Source organism: Algibacter sp., from assembly GCF_029245835.1.
Lineage (GTDB): Bacteria > Bacteroidota > Bacteroidia > Flavobacteriales > Flavobacteriaceae > Algibacter_B.
In genome coordinates, this window is record NZ_JAQWOO010000033.1 from 63,941 (window position 1) to 89,118 (window position 25,178).

At 32.5% G+C, this 25,178-nt stretch carries 23 protein-coding genes, 1 tRNA gene and 1 pseudogene; 21 read left to right on the top strand and 4 right to left on the bottom strand.

Going from position 1 to position 25,178, the window contains the following annotated elements; all coding sequences use genetic code 11:
• The 8 genes from P8K68_RS05690 to P8K68_RS05725 all read left to right on the top strand — a co-directional run bounded on the left by P8K68_RS05690 (position 1) and on the right by P8K68_RS05725 (position 5,844).
• On the top strand, positions 1 to 639 hold the full coding sequence (locus tag P8K68_RS05690) for a cell envelope biogenesis protein OmpA (RefSeq protein ID WP_300248723.1): 639 nt from the start codon (positions 1 to 3) through the stop codon (positions 637 to 639).
• Complete coding sequence (gene ruvC / locus P8K68_RS05695; RefSeq protein WP_300248724.1) at positions 639 to 1,190, top strand: crossover junction endodeoxyribonuclease RuvC; 552 nt, start codon at positions 639 to 641, stop codon at positions 1,188 to 1,190. Before P8K68_RS05690 ends, ruvC begins: the two co-directional genes overlap by 1 nt.
• Positions 1,190 to 2,323, top strand: coding sequence for a radical SAM family heme chaperone HemW (gene hemW / locus P8K68_RS05700; protein ID WP_300248725.1), 1,134 nt, complete (start codon positions 1,190 to 1,192; stop codon positions 2,321 to 2,323). Before ruvC ends, hemW begins: the two co-directional genes overlap by 1 nt.
• Entirely contained in the window at positions 2,320 to 3,069 is a 750-nt protein-coding gene (locus tag P8K68_RS05705; RefSeq protein ID WP_300248726.1) for a cyclase family protein, read from the top strand. Before hemW ends, P8K68_RS05705 begins: the two co-directional genes overlap by 4 nt.
• Positions 3,070 to 3,672, top strand: coding sequence for a DUF4230 domain-containing protein (locus tag P8K68_RS05710; RefSeq protein WP_300248727.1), 603 nt, complete (start codon positions 3,070 to 3,072; stop codon positions 3,670 to 3,672). It begins immediately after the preceding gene.
• A 113-nt stretch (positions 3,673 to 3,785) separates the two neighbouring features.
• Positions 3,786 to 4,145: an MmcQ/YjbR family DNA-binding protein gene (locus tag P8K68_RS05715; protein ID WP_300248728.1), complete on the top strand. Its 360-nt coding sequence runs from the start codon at positions 3,786 to 3,788 to the stop codon at positions 4,143 to 4,145.
• A 160-nt stretch (positions 4,146 to 4,305) separates the two neighbouring features.
• Positions 4,306 to 5,136: a hypothetical protein gene (locus tag P8K68_RS05720; RefSeq protein WP_300248729.1), complete on the top strand. Its 831-nt coding sequence runs from the start codon at positions 4,306 to 4,308 to the stop codon at positions 5,134 to 5,136.
• A 129-nt stretch (positions 5,137 to 5,265) separates the two neighbouring features.
• Positions 5,266 to 5,844: an alkylphosphonate utilization protein gene (locus tag P8K68_RS05725; protein ID WP_300248731.1), complete on the top strand. Its 579-nt coding sequence runs from the start codon at positions 5,266 to 5,268 to the stop codon at positions 5,842 to 5,844.
• A 222-nt stretch (positions 5,845 to 6,066) separates the two neighbouring features.
• Here P8K68_RS05725 and P8K68_RS05730 read toward each other — a convergent pair whose 3' ends face one another.
• The gene (locus tag P8K68_RS05730; RefSeq protein WP_300248732.1) at positions 6,067 to 6,498 is read right to left on the bottom strand and encodes a nuclear transport factor 2 family protein; all 432 of its coding nucleotides are present in this window, start codon (positions 6,496 to 6,498) and stop codon (positions 6,067 to 6,069) included.
• Positions 6,499 to 6,774: 276 nt separating this feature from the next.
• Here P8K68_RS05730 and P8K68_RS05735 point away from each other — a divergent pair, with 276 nt between their 5' ends.
• Positions 6,775 to 7,056: a hypothetical protein gene (locus P8K68_RS05735; RefSeq protein ID WP_300248733.1), complete on the top strand. Its 282-nt coding sequence runs from the start codon at positions 6,775 to 6,777 to the stop codon at positions 7,054 to 7,056.
• On the opposite strand, the gene P8K68_RS05740 is transcribed toward P8K68_RS05735, so the two are convergent.
• The 3 genes from P8K68_RS05740 to P8K68_RS05750 form a co-directional block, all read right to left on the bottom strand.
• Positions 7,057 to 8,157, bottom strand: a complete 1,101-nt coding sequence (locus tag P8K68_RS05740) for a DUF4407 domain-containing protein (RefSeq protein ID WP_300248734.1) — start codon at positions 8,155 to 8,157, stop codon at positions 7,057 to 7,059.
• 83 nt (positions 8,158 to 8,240) lie between these two features.
• On the bottom strand, positions 8,241 to 9,101 hold the full coding sequence (locus tag P8K68_RS05745) for a DMT family transporter (protein ID WP_300248735.1): 861 nt from the start codon (positions 9,099 to 9,101) through the stop codon (positions 8,241 to 8,243).
• Between the two features lie 167 nt (positions 9,102 to 9,268).
• A complete protein-coding gene (locus P8K68_RS05750) occupies positions 9,269 to 10,657 on the bottom strand; it encodes a dipeptidase (protein WP_300248736.1) in 1,389 nt (462 codons plus the stop codon).
• A gap of 116 nt (positions 10,658 to 10,773) precedes the next feature.
• Here P8K68_RS05750 and P8K68_RS05755 point away from each other — a divergent pair.
• From P8K68_RS05755 to P8K68_RS05810, 12 genes and pseudogenes are all read left to right on the top strand, one after another.
• Positions 10,774 to 10,855 (top strand) — tRNA-Leu (locus P8K68_RS05755).
• Positions 10,856 to 11,217: 362 nt separating this feature from the next.
• Complete coding sequence (locus tag P8K68_RS05760) at positions 11,218 to 14,127, top strand: hypothetical protein (RefSeq protein ID WP_300248737.1); 2,910 nt, start codon at positions 11,218 to 11,220, stop codon at positions 14,125 to 14,127.
• Positions 14,128 to 14,522: 395 nt separating this feature from the next.
• The gene (locus P8K68_RS05765; protein ID WP_300248739.1) at positions 14,523 to 14,840 is read left to right on the top strand and encodes a thioredoxin domain-containing protein; all 318 of its coding nucleotides are present in this window, start codon (positions 14,523 to 14,525) and stop codon (positions 14,838 to 14,840) included.
• A 120-nt stretch (positions 14,841 to 14,960) separates the two neighbouring features.
• Positions 14,961 to 15,260, top strand: coding sequence for a hypothetical protein (locus P8K68_RS05770; RefSeq protein ID WP_300248741.1), 300 nt, complete (start codon positions 14,961 to 14,963; stop codon positions 15,258 to 15,260).
• A gap of 22 nt (positions 15,261 to 15,282) precedes the next feature.
• Positions 15,283 to 15,507: a hypothetical protein gene (locus P8K68_RS05775; protein WP_300248743.1), complete on the top strand. Its 225-nt coding sequence runs from the start codon at positions 15,283 to 15,285 to the stop codon at positions 15,505 to 15,507.
• Positions 15,508 to 15,706: 199 nt separating this feature from the next.
• The gene (locus P8K68_RS05780; RefSeq protein ID WP_300248744.1) at positions 15,707 to 15,985 is read left to right on the top strand and encodes a hypothetical protein; all 279 of its coding nucleotides are present in this window, start codon (positions 15,707 to 15,709) and stop codon (positions 15,983 to 15,985) included.
• Positions 15,986 to 16,044: 59 nt separating this feature from the next.
• On the top strand, positions 16,045 to 17,586 hold the full coding sequence (locus P8K68_RS05785; RefSeq protein ID WP_300248745.1) for a thioredoxin family protein: 1,542 nt from the start codon (positions 16,045 to 16,047) through the stop codon (positions 17,584 to 17,586).
• 67 nt (positions 17,587 to 17,653) lie between these two features.
• A complete protein-coding gene (locus tag P8K68_RS05790) occupies positions 17,654 to 17,884 on the top strand; it encodes a hypothetical protein (RefSeq protein WP_300248747.1) in 231 nt (76 codons plus the stop codon).
• Positions 17,885 to 17,942: 58 nt separating this feature from the next.
• Positions 17,943 to 19,478, top strand: coding sequence for a thioredoxin-like domain-containing protein (locus tag P8K68_RS05795; protein ID WP_300248748.1), 1,536 nt, complete (start codon positions 17,943 to 17,945; stop codon positions 19,476 to 19,478).
• Positions 19,479 to 19,486: 8 nt separating this feature from the next.
• Positions 19,487 to 20,260 (top strand): annotated as a pseudogene (locus P8K68_RS05800) (cysteine peptidase family C39 domain-containing protein); the annotation flags it as partial.
• A 353-nt stretch (positions 20,261 to 20,613) separates the two neighbouring features.
• Positions 20,614 to 21,963, top strand: a complete 1,350-nt coding sequence (locus P8K68_RS05805) for a T9SS type A sorting domain-containing protein (protein WP_300248749.1) — start codon at positions 20,614 to 20,616, stop codon at positions 21,961 to 21,963.
• A gap of 105 nt (positions 21,964 to 22,068) precedes the next feature.
• Positions 22,069 to 25,062: a TonB-dependent receptor gene (locus P8K68_RS05810; RefSeq protein ID WP_300248750.1), complete on the top strand. Its 2,994-nt coding sequence runs from the start codon at positions 22,069 to 22,071 to the stop codon at positions 25,060 to 25,062.
• Positions 25,063 to 25,178 lie beyond the last annotated feature (116 nt).

Genomic DNA, 25,178 nt, shown 5'->3' on the forward strand with positions numbered 1-25,178 from the left:
ATGACCTTGAATTTTAAATTGAATACCCGTTTTTGGTTTGTATTAGCTTTCCTTTTTTATGGTTTTTCAAGTTTTTCTCAAAGTGATACAAGTACCATTAAAGCTCAATTTGCTTTGGGTGTTAATAGTCCATCATCAAATGGTTTTGTAGATGATTTTGAAGCGAATTCAATTAATTTCCCAAGTATAAATTTGGGTTTGCAGTATATGTTTAGACCCCAAATAGGGGCCAAGTTAGACTTTGGTTATAATCGATTTTCAAACTTAGGTAACACACCAGAGTTTAAAGTGAATTATTCACGAATCAATGCCCAACTGGTCTATGATGCTTCAATAATTTCAAGTTTTTTAAATAAAACGGGAGTTTTTATCCATGGAGGCCCAGGATTATCCATGATAAAGCCTTTAGATGATTATGGTGAAAATAAAACGTCGTACTTAAATGCTATGGGTGGTGTTGAGGTTCATTATGGTATTTCAGATAGGTTATCAATCTACTTAGATACCGCTTATATTTTTGGCTTTAGTAAAGATTTTAAACCCGTTTCTGATGGTTTTGGATCGTTTAACGGAGATTTATTAACTGTAACTTTTGGCGCATCTATTTCGCTAAGCGGTTGTTATTATTGTGGAGATTAATGAAGGAAAGAATTATTTTAGGTATTGACCCAGGAACAACCATTATGGGTTTTGGGCTTATAAAAGTAGTTGGAAAAACAATGCAATTTGTTCAACTTAATGAGCTCGATTTAAAAAAATACAGCGATCATTATTTAAAACTAAAACTCATTTTTGAGCGTACCATTGAGTTGATTGACACGCACAATCCAGATGAAATTGCTATTGAAGCTCCTTTTTTTGGTAAAAATGTACAAAGCATGCTAAAGCTGGGAAGAGCACAAGGCGTAGCTATGGCTGCAGGTTTAAGTAGGGAAATCCCTATAACAGAATACCTGCCTAAAAAAATAAAAATGGCTATTACAGGAAACGGAAATGCTAGTAAGGAACAGGTGGCAAAAATGCTTCAAAGCTTGTTAGGATTAAAAACTCTACCAAAAAATTTGGATGCTACTGACGGTTTAGCGGCTGCGGTTTGTCATTTTTATAATTCTGGTAGAATTGAAGTTGGTAAAAGTTATTCTGGATGGGATGCTTTTGTAAAGCAGAATGAAGGTAGAGTTAAAAAGTAATGGCAGGCATCTACATCCACATACCATTCTGCAAACAAGCTTGTTTTTATTGCAACTTTCATTTTTCTACAACGTTAAATAAAAAAGATGAACTAATTCAATGTTTAATAAAAGAGTTAGAATTGCGACAAAGTGAGCTTCAAAATGAAATAATAGAAACTATCTATTTTGGTGGTGGAACGCCTAGTTTATTGACTAAACATGAATTAGAGTTATTAATTAATACGATTTATAAAAATTATAATGTTGCAGAAAATCCAGAAATCACTTTAGAAGCAAACCCCGATGATTTATCAAAAAAACAAATAAACAAATTAACAACTACACGAATAAACCGTTTAAGTATAGGTGTTCAATCGTTTTTTGAACGCGATTTGAAACTCATGAATCGCGCGCATAAATCTAAGGAAGCTCTAAAATGTTTGGAAGAGGCAACGAAACATTTTGATAATATTTCTATCGATTTAATATACGGAATTCCCGGATTAAGTAATGAAGAGTGGCTTGAAAATATTGAAACAGCGCTGTTATTTAATATACCTCACATATCGAGTTATGCTTTAACTGTAGAGCCAGAAACAGCTTTGGCATCTTTCATAAAAAAAGGTATTATAGATAATGTCGATGATGATTTAGCCGAAGCGCAATTTAGTATACTAACAGAAAAGTTGGAACACTCAGGATTTGTAAATTATGAGCTTTCTAACTTTGGTAAGCCAAATTATTTTAGTGAAAACAATTCTGCCTATTGGCAAGGAAAACGCTATATGGGTATTGGTCCTTCAGCACATTCTTTTAATGGAGATCAACGCAGTTGGAATGTATATAACAACATCAAGTATATTAAATCCATAAAAGAAAATATGCTGCCTTTAGAAACTGAAACACTCACAGTTACCGATAAATTTAATGAGTATGTTATGACGGGATTACGTACTATTTGGGGCGTGTCATTAAAAAAAGTAGAAGACGATTTTGGAAAGAGTTATAAAAAATACCTTTTACTACAAGCAGAGATTTACATTAAGGAACATTTATTGTATATTGATGATGAGAAATTATTAACCACAAAAAAAGGAAAATTTTTAAGTGATGGAATCGCTTCAAACCTTTTTAAAATTAATTTAACTTGATTGCAACAATACAATACAATTCTAGAAAACTTCAAATAGATTTTACAAAACCATTGGATATTTCAATGCCTTTAATTTCATCTGAAAAAAATGTTAATGCCTGGTATGTTGATGCTCCAAAAATTGAACCTGCACAAGATGGAGATTGGATAGCAGCGGTAAGTAAAGGCGCAAGTATCAATTTTAATAATATCAACTTTAACCCGCATGCTCACGGTACACATACCGAATGTGTAGGACATATTACAGAAAAAGTACATTCTATTAATAAAAACTTAAAAGCATTCTTTTTTCTTGCAGAGGTGATTACTGTGGCCCCAGAAACTCATGCGGAAGATAAAATTATTTCAAAAAAGCAACTAAAATTTGCTTTAGGAAATAAAAAGAGAGACGCTGTTGTTTTAAGAACCATTCCAAATACGCGTGATAAATTTTCAAGACAATACTCAAATACAAATTGGCCATATTTAAAAGAAGATGCTTTAGAATTTTTAGTAAGTAAGGGTGTAAAACATTTGCTAATTGATTTACCGAGTATTGATAAAGAAAAAGATGGTGGTGAGTTATTAGGCCATAACGCTTTTTGGAATACCAAAGGAAAATTAAGGCTTGATGCTACAATTACCGAATTAATTTATGTGTCTAATAAAATAGAAGATGGCGAGTATTTTTTAAATTTACAAATAGCACCATTTGAAAATGATGCTACACCAAGTAAACCTGTTTTATATAAAGTTATGAGTTAGATGGAAGTTTTTTTAGCAGTCATTATTGCAATTTTAGTAACACTAGGAGTTGTTGCGGTTTTAAAGTCTATCAAGAAAAAACAGCTTGTTAATTCGCAGTCAACCATACTTCTAGATAAGATAAAAAAGGTATGTAAGTTTATTACCGTTGAGGGTGATTTTGCTGAAATTTATCATTATGAAGATGTTAAAGAACGTTTCTTAAAACTCCTTTCTAGTAGAAAAAAAGCACTGGTTGTAATTCATGCGAAGGCTCATGTAGGTTATGATTTGTCTAAAATTGAATTGCAAGCAGATGTAGATAAAAGAAAAATTATGTTAAAGTATTTTCCGCAGCCCGAAGTACTTTCCATAGAAACTAATTTGAATTATTACGATAAAACCGAAGGTTACTTTAATAGATTTGAGGCCACTGATTTAACGGGTTTACATAAGGAGGCTAAAAAACATATTGAAGATAAAATACCAGAAAGTGGTTTGATTCAAGCAGCTCAAAAAGAAGCTTTAGAAACTATTTTACTCATAGAAACCATTGTTGAAACTATTGGGTGGAAATTGGACTATTCAGCTTTGAAAATTGAAGAAGGAAAACAAAACGTATAAAATAAATTTTTTTAATTGTTCCCTTATGAGGACTTTAGGGGTGTGTTTTGTTTTTGTTAAATTATATTGAAGTTAAATTTAATCTGTGAATTTTTTTTGGAAAGCTCATAAACATGAACATTGAACAAATTCGAGAATACTGCCTAAGTAAAAAAGGAACCACAGAAAGTTTCCCTTTTGACAAGGACACACTCGTATTTAAGGTTTTAAACAAGATGTTTGTTATTGCACCGCTAAACAAATGGGAAAGTGGAGAGGCCTCTATTACGTTAAAGAGTGACCCCATTTACACTGTTGAATTAAGAGAACAATATGAAAGTGTTTATCCTGGTCCTTATGTGAGTAATAAACATTGGAATACTATCGCCATTTATAAAGGCGAATTACCAGCAAAATTTATTTTAGAATTGATAGACCATAGCTACAGTATGGTTTTAAAAGGCATGTCTAAAAAGCTAAGAGCTACTTTGTAAAAATAAATAACATATAATTGCCTAATAATCAAATATTTTTATCGTACATTTATATTCTCTGTTCTCCCTAATTACAGTAGTAGCATAATCAGAATTGCCCTTAAATCTTAAAGTAGTATTTAATTTTAACCAATATATTAACTTTAATTTTTAACAGATTATGAAAACAACCAAACCATTATTTTCAGCAATAGTACTAGCATTACTGTTATTTAGTTCCACTACAATTTTAGCGCAAGATGACGCCCCAGAAAGACCTGAATTTATTGCAGTAACCACCAATCATTGGAACATGGATAAAGAAGACTTTAAAATGTCCGAATGGAAAGCTGCTGCAAAAGAGTACCATGAAAAAGTAACAATGAATAATGAATATATTATGGGAGCCTCCATGTATTTGCATAATATGACAGCAGACAATACGGAGTTTCTTACTGTGCAAACCTTTGCCTCTTGGGAAGATATAGGAAAGTTTGGGGAAAGAAGTAGTGAGTTAGAAAATGAAGCATGGCCAGATGAAGCGAAGAGAAAAGCTTTTTTAAAAAACCTAAATTCGTATTATGCAAATGAGCATTCAGATGAAATTTATGCTCCTATATCTGGTGCTAAATTTATGGCAGAAAAGCCAACAAAGGATATGTTGTGTTACGTCAGAAAAAGTCATTTTGCTTTTCCTGAAGACGGTACAATGGAAGAGTTTAATAAATTAAGAATGGAAGGTAATGCTGCTATTGTTCAAAAAAACGAATACGTTAAAGCATACTATCCTAATGTACATGCTTGGGGATCAGATAAAACAGAGTTTATGGAAGGTTTTTTTCTTGATTCAATGGCAGATTTAGACAAAATGTTTGATAGAAATTCTGAATTAATGAAAGAAGCCTATCCAGAAAATGAGGCTAATAAAGCTAAAGGAAAAGCATGGGGGAAATATTTTACTGGTGTTCACGGGGATTATTTATATACATTTATTCACGACCTTTCAAAATAAAAATAGGATGAGTTTATAAAAAGGGATACTTTAAGTGTCCCTTTTTTGTTTAAATAAGTTAACCTTCAAAACTCTAAACTTGTAGAACCTGCTATTTTGCTGTATCATTGCAAAATCAAATTTACAGTCATGAGCGTATTACAAACACTACAAGAACGAAGCAATAATACCTGTGAATTATGTAGTTCTGCAAAAGATTTAGAACAATACACCATTCCGCCTTCATTGAATGAAAATGTAGCTAACGATGTTTTAGTTTGTAAAACCTGCTTAGACCAAATTAATGGTGACGAAGATATGAATCCAAACCATTGGCGTTGTTTAAATGATAGCATGTGGAGCGAGCATGCAGCAGTTCAAATTATGGCTTGGAGAATGCTCCAAAGACTCCGTAACGAAGGTTGGTCAAAAGATTTACTAGACATGATGTATTTAGATGATGATGCTATGGCGCTAGCTAAAGAAACAGGCGAGCATAAAGACGAAAGCGAAAAAATTATCCATAGAGATATTAATGGGGTTATTTTAGAAAATGGCGACAATGTAGTGCTTGTAAAAGATCTAAAAGTTAAAGGTTCAAGTATGGTTGCCAAACAAGGTACAGCCGTTCGTAATATTCGTGTAGATTATGAGAATGATAAGTACATAGAAGGTAAAGTTGGCGCACAACAAATTGTTATTATAACTGAATATGTAAAGAAGTTATAGTTTTTTAGGCAACTTCCTACCTACAGGTTGCCCAAGAGGTTCTGGTTTGGAATTTATTCTGAGTAAAGCCTAAGAGCTATATGTTTTTTTGTATCTCAAAAAAGGATGCCGTTTCAATAATTTAGGTTTGTATTTGAGATAAGTTTTTAAATTTAGCTTCATAAGAATAATCAAGAATTAATTAACAAAAACTCTAAGTGAAATCTAAGTTTAAAAGAATTCTTAGGTAGATGTATCAGCAATAATCTTCCATTCACCATTAATAATTTTAAAAATAACCATAAAAATACCGTCGGCATTTCCAAGATCTCGTTTAATATGGTATTCACCTAAAACATAATAAGCACCTTCACTTATTTTTGTGATATCATTAATTCTAAAGCTCAGTTTGCCAGTATGATCTTCTGTAGGGTAGGCTTTTTGGTAACGCTCTAAAGTGTTCTCCCATCCATGAGTTACCCCGTTACTGCCATAAAACTTTAATGAATCACTTTTCCAATACCCTTCCATATACCCTTCTAAGTTATTATTAGACCAGGCAATTCTCTGTTTTTTTAAAACTTTATTAATGGCTTTTATATCAGCCTCTTCATTGGTTTGAGAGAAGCCAGTAAAAAAACAGACCATACACAGTAACATAACTAGTTTTTTCATGAGTTTAGAATATTTTTTAAATACATTCATTTTAATACAAAACCTGTACCAATTTTAATATTAAAAATTAATAGGCGATGGTAAATGTAATAAAATATCATAATTATTAAAGGTTACTCATCGATGAAATTTACACAAAGAAATTTTTCGTCTAAAGTTAAAATCTATTGGTCGAAAAAATAGTGGATTAACGGCTTTGTTTTTATACTTTTAATCTGTAGTCACCAAGATTACTCTCCCTCAAGTTTATTATTAACCCGTAAAAACCAATAAATTATGGATTTTAAAATTACACATTGCAATACTTTTTTTAAAGTAAAAGGTATCTTAGACAAAAACTCAGTGGCTGTATTCAATAAAGAATTTAACAACATTTTTGACCGCGTTAATAACCTAACTATCAGTATTCAGGATATTGTGAGTATGGATAAATATGGTGTGGATGCCATTTCAAAACTTCATGAGGAAGCGTTAACTCGAAATAAAAAACTATCTATAATCGGTTTTGGTTGTAAAGAACTATACGATCATTTTAAAAAAGAAAACGCAGCAGCCTAGCTATAATATATTTTTCTGTTGTTTATAAAAGGCATCTGCCTGAAATTGCATAAGTTCCCTCGCTTTTTTGCGTTTGTAGGTATATAATTCTTGGTCGGTTTTTAAGTCATCATAAATACGGTCGTTAATGGCATACTCTGCTTTTAATAGGGCTTCGCGTTGGGTTTTGTTTTGAAGTACATGAGTTTTAAATACCATTTCTTGGTCTTCCAACTTCAAGTCGTAAGCACCTTTTGGAGATAATAATTTCGCGAAAATAGGAGAGGTCTCAATAGCTAAAAATAGCATGAATATAAAAAATGAAGGTAACCATGGTAGTTTTCCTAAGGCAGTAACACGCGCCATTAAACCATCAAAATTATTTATAATAGGTTGTGTGGCGTTAACCTGTGTGTCATAATCTACTTTTAGATTTACAATTTCTGATTCAATCGTCGCAATTTTTGCTTTATTGTCAATTTTTAATTGTTGTAGTTCAGCTAATAAAGCATTATGTTTTTCTCGTTTTTCTTTGTAAACAGGTCCTTTGCCTAAAAGTTTAGTGCCCGCAGTTCCTTCGGCTTCGGCTATATACGTGTCGTATAATTGATTGACTTCCGCTTCTTTAGCATCTATTTGTTGTTGAAAGCTTAGAATGTTATTATTTAACCCCTCTATGTTTGGTGTAAACTGCTCCGCAATTTGGGTTTTATTGGCAAGTGTGAGCTCGTTTTTTTGTTCTAGTAAAACTTGATTAATTTCTTTTTCAAAAATCTTTAATTCTAAAGGTTTAGAAATTACTACAGCAATAATAACTGCCAATACAATTCTAGGTGAAGCTTGAATTAATTCATCAAAAACGCTTCCTGTTTTTTTAATGGTAGAAACAATATATCGGTCTAAATTAAAAATGAGTAACCCCCAAATGAGTCCGAAGAAAATAGAAGTATATAGATTATTAAAAACCGTATAAAGGGCATAACTGCTGGAAATAAAAGCCATTACGGCCGTAAAAAAAACGGTGGCTCCAATACCGGCATATTTGTTTTGTTCGCCAATGGAACAATCTTCTAAAATATCAGTATCTGCCCCAGAGCAGATGATGAAAAAGCGTTTTAACATGATGTGATTGATTTTTGATTGATGTCTATTAGAACGCTAAATGATCTAGTTTGTTACATTTTTAGAGGTAAAAGATTAATCGTTTATTTATTTCTAGACCGAACACTCTCAATAATTACAGTTGCAATAATCAAAGAGCCACCAAAAAAAGTGTTTAGTGTTGGGATTTCTTTTAAGAAGAGGAAAGCTATAATTATTCCAAAAATAGGTTGGGCACTTCCAATAATACTTGCGGTACTTACAGAGAAATGTTTTAAACTGTTAATAAATAATGAATGCCCAATAGCTGTAGTAACTAAACCCAATAATAGCAAGTATGGAAATTGTGTTTGGATGTTACTAATATCCATTTTGAACATGACTGGTAATAAAAGGATACTTACTATTAGAACTTGCTGCATCATGAGTACGGTACCGTCGTATTTATGCACATGACGCTTTAAAATAAGGTTTCTTAAGGCGTAACATAAAGCTGAAAAAACTCCGATAAGAATCCCTTTTATATAAGTGTTTTCAAAATTAAGATCTGGTGCAAGAATGTAAATTCCTAGCAATACCATTAAGGCTAAAAGAATATGTATAGGGTTTAATCTAGCTTTTGTAAAAAACGGTTCTAACAAGGCGGTAATTACTGGGAATGTAAAAAGTGACAGCATCCCAATGGCGACGTTAGATAGTTTTAAGGCATAAAAATAGGTAACCCAATGTGTGCCTAATAATAAGGCGCTTAAAAAAATGGTTGGTATGTCTTTTCTAGATTGAATTTTGAGATTCAACTTTTTGTATCGGCAAAAAATATAAAGGAATACAGCACCTAATGCACTTCTGCACCAAATAATTACAGGTGTTGGCAAGTCTATAAACTTTCCTAAGGCACCCGAAGTACTGATTAGTAAGGTTGCAAATGTGAGTAATAAAAGCTGATGACTATGTTGGTTTTTCATGGTGTGTTACTAATTTGCGTTAGGGATTGAAGGATTTGTTGAAGCTCCCCGAGGTAGGAGGGAGCGACTCCTGAAAGCCCGACTTTTTGTGATCCTGCAAGGCGCTGTACCAAACCAAGTTTGGTAAAGCGCCTTGTAGGTATAAGCAAAAAGTAACGCCCAAAACATTATTTGGATAACTCCGTAAAATATTTATAAAAATAAGGAATGGTTTCTATGCCTTTTAGGTAGTTCCACACCCCGAAATGCTCGTTTGGTGAATGTATGGCATCACTGTCTAGCCCAAAGCCCATTAAAATAGTTTTGCTTTTTAATTCTTGCTCGAAAAGCGCAACAATAGGAATGCTTCCGCCACTGCGCTGGGGTATAGGGGTTTTTCCAAACGTGTCTTGATAGGCTTTACTAGCAGCTTGATAACCTATGCCGGTTATTGGCGTAACATAGCCTTGCCCACCGTGATGCGGTGTTACTTTTATTTTTACACCTTTAGGAGCGATATTTTCAAAATGGGTTTTGAATAATTCGGTGATTTCTACCCAATCCTGATGCGGCACTAAGCGCATGGATATTTTTGCGTACGCTTTACTAGCGATAACGGTTTTTGCGCCTTCGCCAGTGTATCCGCCCCAAATGCCATTAACATCTAAAGTTGGTCTGATAGAGTTACGTTCGTTGGTGGTGTAGCCTGCTTCTCCATAAACAGCGTCTATATCTAAAGCTTTTTTATAGTTTTCTAAACTAAAAGGTGCTTTAGCCATTTCTGCACGCTCCTCTGTGGATAAGTTTTCTACTTGATCATAAAACCCTGGAATGGTGATGTGATTATTTTCGTCATGAAGCGATGCAATCATTTTTGTTAATATATTGATTGGGTTAGCTACAGCACCACCGTAAAGCCCAGAATGTAAATCGCGATTTGGACCTGTAACTTCTACCTCCACATAGCTTAATCCTCTTAATCCAGTGGTAATTGATGGCACATCATTGGCAATCATGCCTGTATCCGAAATTAAAATAACATCGTTCTTTAGTTTTTCTTGATTGTTTTTTACAAAGGTGGCTAGGTTTGCACTTCCAACTTCTTCTTCACCTTCAATCATAAACTTGACATTGCAAGGTAATTGGTTGGTGGAAGTCATAAACTCCATAGCCTTAACATGCATATACATTTGACCTTTGTCATCACAAGCGCCACGGGCAAAAATAGCTCCGTCTGGGTGTTTATCTGTTTTTTTGATAACAGGTTCAAAAGGCGGGGAGTTCCATAAATTTATTGGGTCTGGTGGTTGCACATCATAATGGCCGTAAACCAAAACCGTAGGTAGATTTTTGTCTATTGTTTTTTCGCCGTAAACTATTGGGTAGCCCTCGGTTTTGCAAATTTCAACGGTGTTACAACCCGCTTTTTCAAGACTAATTTTAATGGCATCTGCAGTTTTTAAGACATCGTTTTTGTAAGCTGAATCGGCACTGATAGATGGAATTTTTAAAAGCTCGATTAGCTCGTTTAAAAATCGGTTTTTGTGTTCTGAAATATAAGATTTGATATGGTTCATAGAAATTTTATAAGGATGCAATCAAAAGTATAAAAAAGAATGTTTTTTGATACTATAAAGTTTGCAATTTAAAAATGTTGTTTATATTTGCATCCCGGTAATTATCGGGACAAAAAGCGGGCGTGGTGGAATTGGTAGACACGCTAGACTTAGGATCTAGTGCAGCAATGTGTGGGAGTTCGAGTCTCCCCGCCCGCACATAGTACACTACTAAAGTGTAGTTAAAAGCTTCTCTTCGCTAGAGTAGCTTTTTTTTATTACAACAAATAAGTAAAAGATTTTTTGGTTTTCCTTAATTGTTTCAAAATTTCTTGAAACTAAAATAATACTTGAGTTAACAATTTTCTGTTCGCTAAATAAAGCTAAAGTCATTAAACAATGGATGTACTGTTTTTAAAAACTCTTTCTTAAAGCTATATTTAATCAATTTAGTTACTTTTTGATCAAGTAGACCTTAATGTAAATTCATTACATATTTTAAATAAAGCGCTGTTTTAAATTTTTATTTTTGATTTCCTTAATAAAATAGTCTAAATTTAGTTGAATTTTTTTAGAGCTTTATGCTAAAAACCAAACACGTAAAAACACTACGAATTCAAAAAGAGAAAAGAAACTTAATTGTTCTCGTTTTTTTATTTCTTAGTACCACCATATTTGCACAGTATTCAAACGCCCCTGGAATACCTTTTATTAAAAACTTCACAGAAGAAAGCACAAATAAAAATCTAACCATCTATGGGGTTTCTCAAAGCAGTAACGGTATCATGTATTTTGCTACTGCTGGGGCGCTTTTAGAATATGACGGTATTCGTTGGATAAGTTATACGGCAGGTAAAGAATCAGACTTACGTGCTGTTTTATACAAAGATGATAAACATATTTATACGTCTGGTCATGGCGGATTTGGTTATTGGTCAAAAAATGAAACAGGCAAATTAGAGTATACAAGTTTGTTTTTTAAAGAACCATTAAAGGAATCCCCTTTACTTCCTATTTTTTCAAAAATAAAAGAGGTTAATGGGAAAATTTTGTTTCAAACATTTCAGCAAATATTCATATTCGACCCCTTAAAAAACACATTAGATTCTATTTCTGCCTTAAAAGGATTCAATTTGCTATTTTCTTCAAACAATAGAGTTTTTATTCAGGATACTGGAATGGGACTTTTTGAAATAACCGAAAATAACCGTTCATTAATTAAAGGTACAGATCAGGTAAAATTTCATATTGTTGGTGTTGTAGCTGAAAACACAAAGGCGTTATTAGTGGTAACTAGAGATAATGGTATTTGGGGATGGAAAAATAATGTGTTCTCAAAAAAGCAATGGGTTATAAATGATGTTATAGAGAAACATTTAGCAAATAATGTGCAAGTACTTGATAATAATTATCTGGTAATTGGAACCATAAGAAATGGTGTTTATATCGTTTCTCCTCAAGGAAAAGTGCTTTTTCATATAGAAAAGAATAATGGCCTTTTAGATAATACCGTAAGAACTCTTTTTATCGATTTGAACCAAAACCTTTGGTTAGGTATGGAGCAAGGGCTTAGCTATGTGCAAATTAATAGTAATACGCGTTATTTAATCGATACAGAGGGCGAGTTTGGAACAGTTTACACAAGTCATTTAAAAGATTCTCTATTGTATTTAGGAACAAATCAAGGGTTGTTTGCCAAAAATATTTTTGATAGTAAGTCAGTTCCAGAATTAATAGATAAAGGTATTGGTCAGGTATGGAGCATTGAAGAGGTTAATAATCAATTATTAGTAGGTACCCACGAAGGTGTTTTTAGTGTCGATAATAAAAAGATAAAACCGATTCATTATGAAGGTGGTGCTTGGGTATTTAAAAAACACCCTAAGTTAGATGATGTGCTTTATGTTGGTTTTTATTCGGGCGTTGCTGTATTTAAGAACATTAATGGCGTATGGCAATTTGTAGATAAATGGCAGAATTATGGGGAATCATCCCGTTTTATAGAGTTCGATAAATATGGCCATATGTGGGTAGCACATCCTTCTAAGGGCTATTATCGATTGCTTTTATCAGATGATGGGATGGAACTTAAAGCTTACGAATTTTATGGTGTATCAAACAAATTTGTAGATATCTATGCCTATTTATGTAAAATTGATACGGATTTGGTGTTTTATAATCCAAAAGGGTTTTTTAATTATGATCCTATTGATAATGCTTTTATAACCGCTAAATACCCTTCGGTAGTTTTTAAAGATATAAAAGGGATTAACAGTATTTCGCAACAGGACAATATGTTTTGGTATTCCACCTTAAAGTCTTTGGGTTATGTTTCAAGAATTAGAAACCAATTTAAAACTATTGAAGAGCCATTTCATTCCATACGAAATAAACATTTAAATGATTTTAATACATTTAAAAAGATTAATGATTCTGTTTTTGGAATTGGTATCAATAATGGGATGTTTTTCCATAATATTAATAATCAAGAATTAGATGCCCATAAAGTAGCTCCTATGTTTAGGTCTATCGAATTTATTAGCACAACCGATACTATTGTAGCGCCAATAAATCAGAATGAAAAATTAGAGGTTCCTAATCATAATAATTTTTTAAAAGTAAGTATAGCATTGCCTAAAATGGCTTTAGCTAATTCGAAAAAAATACAATACAAATTAAACGGTTTAAATAAGGAGTGGTCTAATTGGGAAAACCTCTCTGAATTAAATTTCCCTGGATTGGCATCTGGAAATTATATTTTAGAATTGCGATCTGGCGATGAAAAAGAAACGAATCCCGAAACTATTTCTAAAGCATTTTATATTAAGCCACCTTGGTATTTAACTCATTTAGCATTCGTTGTTTATGGGTTGTTGTTATTAATAATAAACTATTCGTATAGAGCTTATTTTAAGAGAAAGAGTAAAAAACAAATGACTGTCTTAAAATCAGAAGAACAAGAAAAAAGACAACGACAAGAAGAAAAATTTGAATTGGATAGATTGGAAGCTGAGCGAAAAATGTTAATCTTAAGAGAAGAAAATTTAAATTTAGAAATAAAAAAGAAAAATTCAGAATTAGCCTCGTCTACACTTAACAATATAAAAAAGAACGAGCTACTTTCTAATTTAATAGAGGATATTGAAAAAATAGATAAAAACGTACTTAATAGCTCGTTGCATTCTCCAATAAATAAGGTGATAAAAAAGATTAATAATCATTTAGTCGATAAAGATGATTGGCTCACTTTCGAGCTACATTTTAGAAATGCGCATGCCGATTTCTTTGATAAATTAAGAGAAAAACACGCCAACTTATCTTCCAACGAAATAAAATTAAGTGCTTACCTAAAGCTAAATCTATCTTCAAAAGAAATAGCGTCGTTGATGAATATCTCCATAAAAAGCGTTGAGCAAGGACGTTGGCGCCTCCGAAAAAAGTTAGATTTACCAAAAGACGCTAGTCTTACAAATTACATTCAGTCTTTTTAAAAACAAACCTGTATTATTTAACTATTTGAATAACAATTACTTACAATTTATCTGTAGAGATTTTGTAGAGGTTTTATCTGTCATAAAATAAAGTAAAAGACTACGTTTAATTAATTTTAATACTATATTTGTTCTGTTAACTCGCTAGGTGTGATAAGACAGTAAAAACACTCATAATGGATTTAGATTCATTTGGAAAACCTTAATGTTTTAGAAGGTTTATTGGTTAAGTCAAGAAAAATAGAAACTAGAACAGAAGGTTTAGGAATTTCTATATATAACGAATCGGCTAAATATCATATTATCAAAGTATGTAACCCATATTGTGGGCCTTGTGCAAAAGCACACCCTGTATTGGAAGATTTGGTGAATGCAGGTAAAATAATTTACAAATATTGTTTACGGCGCATACAGACGGTAATGATGCTAGAGTCAAACCTGTAATTCATTTTTTAGCTATTGATGACCTAAGTACTAAAAGTAAAACCAAACAAGCTTTAAACGATTGGTATCTTGCCGACATAAAAAATTATAAGTTGTTTGCTAGTAAATATCCTATTAATGGTGGATTAAAACAGCAAAATAATAAAATGGAAGCTATGCATAACTGGTGTATTGCCGAAAATATAACTCATACACCCACCATATTTATAAATGGTTATGAACTGCCCAAAGAGTATAGTATAGATGATTTAACAGAAGTTTTGCAATAAAATTAAAAGATACCAAAGTTTGAACTTTGGGTTCGAACAATACCATTACACGAAAGGCAGACACAAACCTTGAGTGTCTTTAACTGTTCAAGGCAAATGTAATTATTAAATTTTTTTATTATGAAAAAATTAAGTTTAAAAAATCTAAAGATTGAAGTTGATCAGGTACTTCAAAGAAGTGAATTGAAATCTGGGTTTGGTGGGTATGGTGGGTATTCTAGAGCCTGTAGTTTTTGGGATATATATTATAGTGTAGGTGCCGGTTTAAATCAATCTGCAGCCTATGCCACTTTTGTAACTAATTTGGGCAATGATTTGACAGCAGGAGGGATGGGCGCCAATTGTATAGCATTAGGTTCGTCAGAATACTCTGATATAGGTGTGGTTCACTACTATACAATGGCATTTTGTTGCACTTAATTTAATTTTAATTTCCTAAAACATGAACACTTTATCTTTATCAATAGCTCCAATAGAAATTGTGATATTTGGACTGCTTTTAGTTATTTTATATGTAACAGCTTTGTATTTTTTATCAAAAAACGTAAGGGGCTGGAGGTTTTTTATTTGGTTTTTGATTGTAATGTTTATCCCCATTGCCGGAGCAGTTTCATATTTAATATATCATACAGTTGATAGTAGAAATCATGGAACAACTGTTTATTAAACCCTAAAAGGAAACGCTTCTTAGTATTTTTTTTAAAATAGAGGATAGTAGTATTGAAGATTTAAAAGATGTTTTACAATAAAAAGGCCCAAGACAAACCCCTTGGGGCACAAACAATATCCTTTTCGCGAAAGGCAGACACAAACATTGAGTGTCTTTAACTGTTCAAGGCAAATATAATTATTAAAATTTTTTTATTATGAAAAAATTAAGTTTAAAAAACCTAAAGTTAGAAACGACAGATGTGCTTCGGCGTAGTCAATTAAAAACTGTATTTGGCGGATATGGTGGTTATGGAGGAGGAGGTTCTGTTGAATGCCGCTGTAAAAATTCTAATACTGGAGCTGCATGGTTTGATGGCGTCAGTAGCTGTGATGTCTGTACAAGTAGTTGGTGTGATAATCAAGTTCCTCCAGGTAAAACTTGGACCAGTTTGATATGTACAGGGCCTTTAGGAGGTGGTGGTTACGGTTATTAACAAAAACACAGGTTAAAGGTAATTACCTTTAACCTGTGTTAACTAAATTTAACTCTTCAATGAGAAAGATAATATTTTATATCGTAATAGTTATTGTAGTCTTTAGCTGTAATAATAAAAGCAATAGCAATCATCAAAAGATTAAAGACACAAATATTGTAAAAAAAGGAAGAGTCTTAATTATTGGTAAAACAGATGATTTAAGACCTTTTAACCATTTTACTGTATTCAACGCGTCTTCGGCTTCACTTAATCATGGAAATTGCATTACTGACCGAAAAGTGATTGGTGACTCTATAGTCATGGAGATCGATTCTATTTTAGAACCGCAACTCTTACACTTGGCTTCATCGTCCAAAGATTTCAAGTATCGTGCTACATTTATGGCGAAACCAAATGATACGATATTTTTTGAAATTAAAAATAAGCGATTTAGCATTAAGGGAGAAAAAGCAGATGAACATAACTTTTATTCAAGTTTACGAGATTCTACTCCAAGATATATACACAATCCTTATAAAGGCAGTATCATAGAATATAAATCCAGGGTAGACTCTATTTACAGAAAAAAAGTAGACTTTTTTAATAAATACGTAAGGAGGCATAATATCACATCAAAGTCATTTATTGATTTTGTAGAGTCTGGTTTGAAATATTCTCACCTATATGAATTAATAATCCCCAGAACACAAAAAAATGGAGACTCTTTTTACTTGGCTGGCCCAGAGGAATTATTTACAATTATTCAAAAAGAGTATAGTAGTAAAGAGCAGTTGTTTAATTTTAAAGACTATTTAGGAGACATTACAATAGATGATTTTAAGGATGAGAGCCATTTAAGTATAGGTTCTTTCAAACCTGCTTTATCAGTACTTATAAGAAATTACTTTGCGACTTCAGATCATCCAAGTTATTCAAAAGAAAAATTTTTGGCAGAAAAAGCTGTTATAGAACATAATTTTGATGAAAAAATCAAGGAGTACGCAATCGCCTCTCTCATTGCTGTTTATAATGGAAGAGGCTTTGGGCACAGTAAAAAAAATGTTTCTTTTTTTAAAAATGCAATTCACGAATATGGTAAACAATATCCAGATTCCGAGTATACAAAGGAAATGGAATATATTTTAGAAGATCTAAATTATTTCGAATTAAAGCTTCCAGAATCTGCATTAAATACCAAATTGCTCAGTAAATATGGAGACACTTTAGCATTAGGTGAAATTTTTAACCGTTCCAATAAAAGGATAAGAGTTATAAATTTTTGGACCACTTGGTGCCCTCCTTGTATTAGTGAAATACAAAAGGCACAAAACTTTAGAGATAAACTATCAGTTGAAAATAATGTAGAATGGATTTACCTATCAATAGATGAAGACAAAAAGAAATGGTTAGAAAAATCAAGAGAACTTGAAAGCTATCTTAATGTTCGTGACCAATATCTAGTTATTAATGGTAAAAAATCGCCACTAGGAAGATATCTAAAAGTCCATTCGATTCCAAGGTATATAATTCTAAATAAACAAAATCAGATTGTTTTGAATTATGCACCTCATCCTTCGGATAGTCTTGTTTTTAAAAGAGTTATTAATAGTATTGAATAAAAAATCAGAATAAACCATGAGTGTCTTTAACTGTTCAAGGTAAATATAATTATTAAAACTTTTTATTATGAAAAAACTAAGTTTAAAAAATTTAAAATTAGAGGCTACAGATATGCTTCAACGCAACCAATTAAAAACTGTGTTTGGGGGTTATGGGGGTTATGGTAATGGTTTATGTACATGCAAATTATCTCCCACTAGGTCGGCTGAAACAAATACGGATGACTGTAATAAATGCGGTGATCTTTGTGATCAGAATTACCCATTATACACTAGTTGGATATGTACAGGAGCATAATTTAATTTAATACAGGGAAAGATAATTATTTTTCCCTGTTAATACATTTAATATTTCAATGAGAAAGCAAATATTTATTATAATAGTAATTGTGTTTAGCTGTAATAACAATAAAACCAATACCGATTATATAAAGGTTAAAACGGGTGATGTAAAATTAGAAAAGGCTCTAATTATTGGTAAAACAGATGATTTAAGAGATTTTGAATATTTTAATATAACTAACAACTCTTCGTTTTCATTTAAACTAAAAAATTACATAAATGAATTTAAAGTAATTGGTGACTCTTTAGTCTTGGAGATTGACTCCATTGCAGAACCACAATTAATACTCATGAGTTCTTATACTGATAATTTAAGGAGCTTTGCAAAGTTTATTTTAAAACCAAAGGATACGATAATTTTTGAAATTAAAAATAAGCGATTACTTCTTATAGGAGAAAAAGCGAATGAATATAATTTTTATTCAAATTTAAAAGATTCTACGCCAAATTATATGCTTAACGCCTATAAAGGTAATATTATGGAATATAAATCTAGGGTAGATTCTATCTACAATAAAAAAGTAGATTTTTTCAATAGATACATAAGGAGGCATTATATTACATCAAAAACATTTATTAATTTTATAGAGTCAGATTTGAAATATTGGCACGTATTTGAATTAACGAATCCTAGAACACAAAAAAGGCGAGACTCTATTTACTTGGTTGCCCCAGATGGATTAACTCCAATTATTCATAAAGAGTACAGTAATAGTGAGAGGTTGTTTAATATTAAAAACTATTTAGGAGATATTACCATAGATGATTTTAAAGATGAGAGCCATTTAAATATGCTTTCTTTCAAGTCTGTTTTACCAACACTCATAAGAAATCATTTTGAAACTTCAGACCATCCAAAATACTCAAAAGAAAAATTTTTGGCAGAAAAAGCTGTTATTGAGCATAATTTTGATGGAAAAATCAAGGAAGACGTCATGGCTTCTCTTATCGCTACTTATCATGATAAAGGTTTCGGGAACAGTAAGGAAAGTGTTTCTTTTTTTAAAAATGAAATTCGTGAATATGGCAAACAATATCCCGCCTCTCAGTATACGAAGGACATGGAAGTTTTTTTGGAAGATTTGAATTCTTTCGAATTAAAACTTCCTGAATCAGCATTAAATACAAAGTTACTCGATAAATTTGGAGACACTTTAACATTAGGCGAAATTTTTAAGCGTTCAAGCAAAAGAATAAGAGTGTTAGATTTTTGGGCAAGTTGGTGTCCCCCATGCATTAGCGAAATTAAAAAGGCAAAATCATTTAAGGACAAGTTGTCAATTGAAAAAGATGTAGAATGGATTTATTTATCGATAGATAAAGATAAAGAAAAATGGCTAAAAAAATCGAAAGAACTTGAACCCTTTTTAAATATAAAGAATCAATATTTTGTTATTGATGGTACAAATTCTCAGCTAGGGAAATTTTTTAAGGTCAATTGGATTCCTAGATATATAATCTTGAATAAAGAAAATGAAATTGTTTTAAATAATGCGCCAAGACCATCTGATACCCAAGTATTCAAACAAATAATTGATAATATAAAATAATTTTTTTTTTGAAAAAGGCATTTCCCTTTTACAAACAACCCGATGCAAAAGATTGCGGCCCTACTTGTTTGCGTATTATAGCCAAACACTATGGCAAACTCATTTCTTTACAAGATATACGAGGTCTATCTGAAACCACGAGGGCAGGTAGTAATTTATTAAAATTAAGCGATGCCGCCGAGGCTATAGGCTTTAAGTCTTTGGGTGTTAAATTTGATTTTAAAAAACTTAAAGAAGCGCCTCTGCCATTAATCGTGCATTGGAACAAAAACCATTTTGTTGTAGTTTATAAAATTAAAAAAGATATAATATATATTTCTGACCCTTCTTATGGTTTAATAACGTACTCAAAAGATGATTTTATTTCCAGATGGATAGGTAATAATGCCACAGAGGACACCAAAGAAGGTGTTGCACTTTTAATAGAACTCACCCCAAAGTTTAAACAACTAGATTGGGAAGAAACCGATAAAAAATCATTTCGGTTTCTGTTTCAATATTTATTTAAATACAAAAAACTACTTGTACAACTTATTATTGGTTTAGTAGTTGGGAGTTTATTACAACTTATTTTCCCGTTTTTAACCCAGAGTATTGTAGATGTTGGGATACAAAACCAAGATATTAATTTTATCTACGTGGTTTTAATTGCTCAAGTCATGTTATTTATTGGTCAAACTAGTGTAGGTATTTTTAGGAGTTGGATTTTGTTACATTTTAGTACGCGTATAAATATTTCTTTGGTTTCAGATTTTTTTATAAAGCTTATGAATATCTCCATAAAAAGCGTTGAGCAAGGACGTTGGCGCCTCCGAAAAAAGTTAGATTTACCAAAAGACGCTAGTCTTACAAATTACATTCAGTCTTTTTAATGTGATAATGGTTTTTATTTTCTAAAACCCTTTAAATCAGAATTTTACATTTTAAATGTAGAGGTTTTGTAGAGGGCTCTACATGCTGATTCAAAGTTTTTGTAGATGTGATTTTTTAGGAATTCACTCTGTTTTAACAAATATTTGTGAAATCAAAAACATCCCCAAGCTTTTTGCTTACCTACAAAAATACTTGCGATACGTCTTTTAAACAACAAGCATTTTGATGTATTTGTATGCTAAATTAACTTAAACTAAATATTATGAAAAAAATTACTTTATTATCAATTATGCTTTTTATAGCATTTATTTATCAAGTACAAGGTCAAGTGCTCGTTGATTATGAGACACCTGGAACCTCAAGTAGCTTTGGGAGTTGGGGAAGTGCTGGTTTTGCACAAATAGTAAACCCAGATCAAACGGGTTTAAACACTTCAGCGAATGTTGGAGAATTTACACATGACGGTAGTAGTGGGTATATTGGAATAGAATCTGCTGGTCCTTTTAGTAATTTTGATTTTACGGCAACACCTACCTTTAAAATGAAAGTTTGGGTTGATGAGCCAGTTGAAATTATTTTTAAATTACAAAACGACCCAAATTGGTGGGAAAGTAAAGAGGTTAAATATCAAGTGGGTGCAGGAGAAACAAATCAATGGATACAGTTAGAATTCAATTTTGAAGACGCAACGGCAACAAATTATAATAGAGTTGTTCTTTATTTTGATGGTGGGAATACTATTCCTTCAGGAGTTGGACATAAATATTATTTTGATGATATTGAAAAAAGTGCTACTCTTCTCCCTCCTACATGTACAGATGGTATTATGAATGGTGACGAAATTGATATTGATTGTGGAGGTACTACTTGTGCCCCTTGCCCACCAAAGCTTACAGATTTTAGCTTTGATTTTGATACCGTAACTCCACTGGAAGGGGCTGAAAGTGCTACATTTAATGATGATGCTATAAATACTGTTTTAAACGGCATTAACCCAACTGCTAATGTTGGTGAGCTTTCCGGTATAAATTTAAGTTGGTGGTCTCAGTTAAAATATCAATATGACGACGGAGTAGATTTGTCTACTGGAGATAGGGGTTTTTCAATGAAAGTTAAAGGACCAAGAGCGCTTTCAGTTACCATAAAAGTTGAGGGCTCAGTAGAGCATTCTGTGGCAGTTGACTATACTACACCAAACGTTTGGCAAAAACTTGACTTTGATTTTTCAAGTTTTACGTCAAATACAAACACTAAAATTGCTGTGTTTTTTGGTATTCAAGAAGATGATACTGCTTTTCCTGACCCAAATGATAATGTTTTTCAAGTTGATGACTTCATATTTGGAGTATTTGCATCATTAAGCACCAAAGATTTTAAAATTGAAGGCTTAACAATCTATCCAAACCCAACAACAGCTTCATGGGCCATTTCAACAAAAAATCAAGTTATAAAATCTATTGAGGTCTATAGTATTTTAGGAAAAAGGGTGCAAACTCTAAAACCAAATACATTAAATACTCAAGTTGACGCTTCAAGCTTAGCTCCAGGAATTTACATTACTAACATTACAACAGAATTAGGAACGGAAAGTAGAAGATTAATAAAACAATAATAAGTATTTTTAAAACACATAATCCTGTATGGGATAACCAACTATGCAGGATTATTAATTTGTCAAATAAATTCGGATATAAAACTCTAAATTAAATTAATTATTATGAAGAAAGAGCTCTTAAATTATTCAAAAAGACTTAGAAAAAGAAGTCTTCTTGTTCTAGCCTTATATCTATGCTTTGGTATGGGTATGGCACAGGTTTCTGTTACAGGAACGGTTTTTGATCAGACTAATCTGCCCTTGCCAGGAGCAAACGTTATTGTTAAAGGAACTACCAATGGTGCACAAACAGATTTTGATGGTAATTTCTCGATTAACGCAGAAACAGGCGACATACTTGTTGTTTCCTTTATAGGTTTTGCAACTAAGGAGGTAACTATAGGAAACGAGACAACCCTTTCAATTATCCTTCAACAAGATGCCAGTACTTTAGAGGAAGTGGTGGTCATAGGGTATGGTACCAAGTCAAAAACAAAATTAATATCAGCCGTCTCTACAGTAAACGAGGAAACGCTTAAGAAAATACCAGTACCGAATGTTAGTAATGCATTAGAAGGATTGGCTTCGGGTTTATTTGTAAGACAAGGCTCTGGTGAACCTGGTTTTAGTAACTCAAGCTTTGAAATTAGAAACTTTGGTAATGCCTTGGTTATTGTTGATGGTTCCCCTGGAGATTTAAACCAGTTAGACCCTAATGAAATTGAAAGTATTTCAGTGTTGAAAGATGCTGCGGCTGCAGCGGTTTATGGTGTGCAAGGGGGTAACGGAGTAGTTTTGATTACAACAAAAAAAGGGTTTATCGGAAAACCTAAACTTACTTATAGCAATCAGTTTACTTCCACTTCTTTTACCTCCTTTCCAGAGTATTTAACCTCTGCACAATATGGCGAGGTTTTAAATGAAGGGTTAAGAAATGCTGGTCAAACCCCTTTTTATACGGAGGAGCAATTAGAATTGTATAGAAACGGCACAGACCCTATTAACTATCCAAATACAGACTGGAGAAGTTTAGTGATTAAAGATTCAGGGTTTCAACAACAACACAATTTAAACGTAACTGGTGGTAATGAAGATGTAAAATATTTTGTTTCGGGTGGCTTTGTAGATCAAGGTTCAAATTATCAATCAGATGCGCTTTCATTTCAACGCTATAATCTGCGTGCAAATATTGATGCAGACATTACGGATAATTTAAATGTAATATTAAAAATGGGAGGTCGTAGACAGTTGTTTGAAGCGCCAGGATTTTCGGCTTTTAATATTTTTAGAGAATTGAGTCGAGCACTTCCAACAGATCTAGCCTACTACCCAGACGGAACACCTGCAAAGTCAAGTTTTAGTCCAACTCATATTGTTGAAGGATTGAGAGATTTTAACTCAGGGTACTATAGAGCTAGAAATAACAATTTTGACGCTAAACTATCATTAGAATGGGATGTTCCGTTTGTAGAAGGCTTAAAGGTTAAATCGTATGCTTCTATGGTTTACAACACATCATTTAATAAAACATGGAACAAAAGTTATGACCTTTTTACGTTAAATAGACAAACCGGTAACTATGATGTATTTAGAGCGACACCTTTAGATACACCAAGTGAAACAATTTTATCTCAAGGCACAAACTACAGTAATCATTATGTATTACAAGAATCTATTAATTTCGAGAGAACTTTTGGAGACCATAATGTGTCCGCATTATTACTTGCTGAAATCCAAAAAATACAGGGTCAGGATTTTTCGGCAAGTCGACAGGACTTTCAATCGACTGCAATTGATCAACTATTTGCAGGTTCATTACAAAATCAAGGGGCTAATGGTGGTGAGTTTCGCGAAAATCGTTTAGGGTTTGTGGGAAGATTTTCTTACGATTATCAATCAAAATATTTTATAGAATCGACGTACAGATATGATGGGTCTTCACGATTCGCTCCAGGAAACGAGTGGGGTTTGTTTCCGTCATTATCATTAGGATGGAGATTATCTGAAGAAACATTTTTCGAATCATGGAAAGAGGTTGTTCCAGAGTTTAAATTAAGAGCATCAATAGGGACCGCTGGTAATGATGGAACTGCTGGCTATCAGTGGTTAAGTGGGTTTAATTATAGTTTCTTCTATGCTATTAACGATACTGCTATTCCTACAATAGACAATACGGCATTACCAAACAGGGAAATCACTTGGGAAACTAACACAACTTATGATATTGGTTTTGACGCGAGCTTATTTAACAGAGATCTTAAATTATCTTTCGATTATTTCTTCAGAACAAAAGAAGATGTTTTAGCGCAGCCTTCAGCAGCTATACCTAGCACTCTAGGAGTCGGTGTAGCGGCTCAAAATTTACATGAATATTCTAATGAAGGTTTTGAGTTTTCGTTAAATTATGAAAAGGAATTAAATGAGGATTTAAAAATTATTGCAGGATTAAACTATTCGCATTCTAGAGAGAAAGCAGTATTTATAGATGAAGCGCTTCAAGAAGATCCTTTTATGAGAATGAACTTTACCGAAACAGGTGGTTTTACAGGACTTCGAAGAGGTTATATTTCTGATGGTTTATTCCTGTCACAAGAAGAAATAGATGCGCATGCTGACCAAGATGGAAATGGAAATACAAGTATTCAGCGCGGGGACATTAAATACCAAGATTTAAATGGCGATAATATCATTGATGTAAGAGACCAAAAAGTATTTGGAAATGGTAATAAAGCAGCTTCAAATTATTCTCTAAATTTAGGTGCTGAATATAAAAACTTTACGTTATCCGTTTTATTAACAGGTGCATCAGGTTATGATCTTTATATTTCTGGAGAGGCACAAAGTCCTTTACTGAATGGATTTACTGGCTATGATTATCAAATGGATTATTGGACGCCCGAAAATACTGGCGCAGCTTATCCAAGAGTAACTAATGGGGGAGCTAATCCTAATAATTCTAGATACTCTGATTTTTGGGTTAGAGATGGAAAACACGTTAGATTCAAAAATATAAACTTAGGTTACTCCTTACCAGAAGCGCTACTTAATGAGAAATTTGATGAAGTTAGATTTTTTGTTACAGGATATAATTTATCACTAGTGTCCACTAAAAATTAAACAAAGTTCTTTGAAATTATTGTAAGTCTGTATTTTAAGTCTCATTTTGAAGCGTGACGATTTGAAATGAATATTATGTTCGTAATTCAAAATTACGAAAATGAATCAAGGCAAAT

What these genes read in the sequence shown, in the direction of transcription:
- P8K68_RS05690 (WP_300248723.1), top strand. Translation starts at nt 1, where the DNA reads ATGACCTTGAATTTTAAATTGAATACCCGTTTTTGGTTTGTATTAGCT.
- ruvC (WP_300248724.1), top strand. Translation starts at nt 639, where the DNA reads ATGAAGGAAAGAATTATTTTAGGTATTGACCCAGGAACAACCATTATG.
- hemW (WP_300248725.1), top strand. Translation starts at nt 1,190, where the DNA reads ATGGCAGGCATCTACATCCACATACCATTCTGCAAACAAGCTTGTTTT.
- P8K68_RS05710 (WP_300248727.1), top strand. Translation starts at nt 3,070, where the DNA reads ATGGAAGTTTTTTTAGCAGTCATTATTGCAATTTTAGTAACACTAGGA.
- P8K68_RS05715 (WP_300248728.1), top strand. Translation starts at nt 3,786, where the DNA reads ATGAACATTGAACAAATTCGAGAATACTGCCTAAGTAAAAAAGGAACC.
- P8K68_RS05720 (WP_300248729.1), top strand. Translation starts at nt 4,306, where the DNA reads ATGAAAACAACCAAACCATTATTTTCAGCAATAGTACTAGCATTACTG.
- P8K68_RS05725 (WP_300248731.1), top strand. Translation starts at nt 5,266, where the DNA reads ATGAGCGTATTACAAACACTACAAGAACGAAGCAATAATACCTGTGAA.
- P8K68_RS05730 (WP_300248732.1), bottom strand. Translation starts at nt 6,498, where the DNA reads ATGAAAAAACTAGTTATGTTACTGTGTATGGTCTGTTTTTTTACTGGC.
- P8K68_RS05735 (WP_300248733.1), top strand. Translation starts at nt 6,775, where the DNA reads ATGGATTTTAAAATTACACATTGCAATACTTTTTTTAAAGTAAAAGGT.
- P8K68_RS05740 (WP_300248734.1), bottom strand. Translation starts at nt 8,157, where the DNA reads ATGTTAAAACGCTTTTTCATCATCTGCTCTGGGGCAGATACTGATATT.
- P8K68_RS05745 (WP_300248735.1), bottom strand. Translation starts at nt 9,101, where the DNA reads ATGAAAAACCAACATAGTCATCAGCTTTTATTACTCACATTTGCAACC.
- P8K68_RS05750 (WP_300248736.1), bottom strand. Translation starts at nt 10,657, where the DNA reads ATGAACCATATCAAATCTTATATTTCAGAACACAAAAACCGATTTTTA.
- P8K68_RS05760 (WP_300248737.1), top strand. Translation starts at nt 11,218, where the DNA reads ATGCTAAAAACCAAACACGTAAAAACACTACGAATTCAAAAAGAGAAA.
- P8K68_RS05770 (WP_300248741.1), top strand. Translation starts at nt 14,961, where the DNA reads ATGAAAAAATTAAGTTTAAAAAATCTAAAGATTGAAGTTGATCAGGTA.
- P8K68_RS05775 (WP_300248743.1), top strand. Translation starts at nt 15,283, where the DNA reads ATGAACACTTTATCTTTATCAATAGCTCCAATAGAAATTGTGATATTT.
- P8K68_RS05780 (WP_300248744.1), top strand. Translation starts at nt 15,707, where the DNA reads ATGAAAAAATTAAGTTTAAAAAACCTAAAGTTAGAAACGACAGATGTG.
- P8K68_RS05785 (WP_300248745.1), top strand. Translation starts at nt 16,045, where the DNA reads ATGAGAAAGATAATATTTTATATCGTAATAGTTATTGTAGTCTTTAGC.
- P8K68_RS05790 (WP_300248747.1), top strand. Translation starts at nt 17,654, where the DNA reads ATGAAAAAACTAAGTTTAAAAAATTTAAAATTAGAGGCTACAGATATG.
- P8K68_RS05795 (WP_300248748.1), top strand. Translation starts at nt 17,943, where the DNA reads ATGAGAAAGCAAATATTTATTATAATAGTAATTGTGTTTAGCTGTAAT.
- P8K68_RS05805 (WP_300248749.1), top strand. Translation starts at nt 20,614, where the DNA reads ATGAAAAAAATTACTTTATTATCAATTATGCTTTTTATAGCATTTATT.
- P8K68_RS05810 (WP_300248750.1), top strand. Translation starts at nt 22,069, where the DNA reads ATGAAGAAAGAGCTCTTAAATTATTCAAAAAGACTTAGAAAAAGAAGT.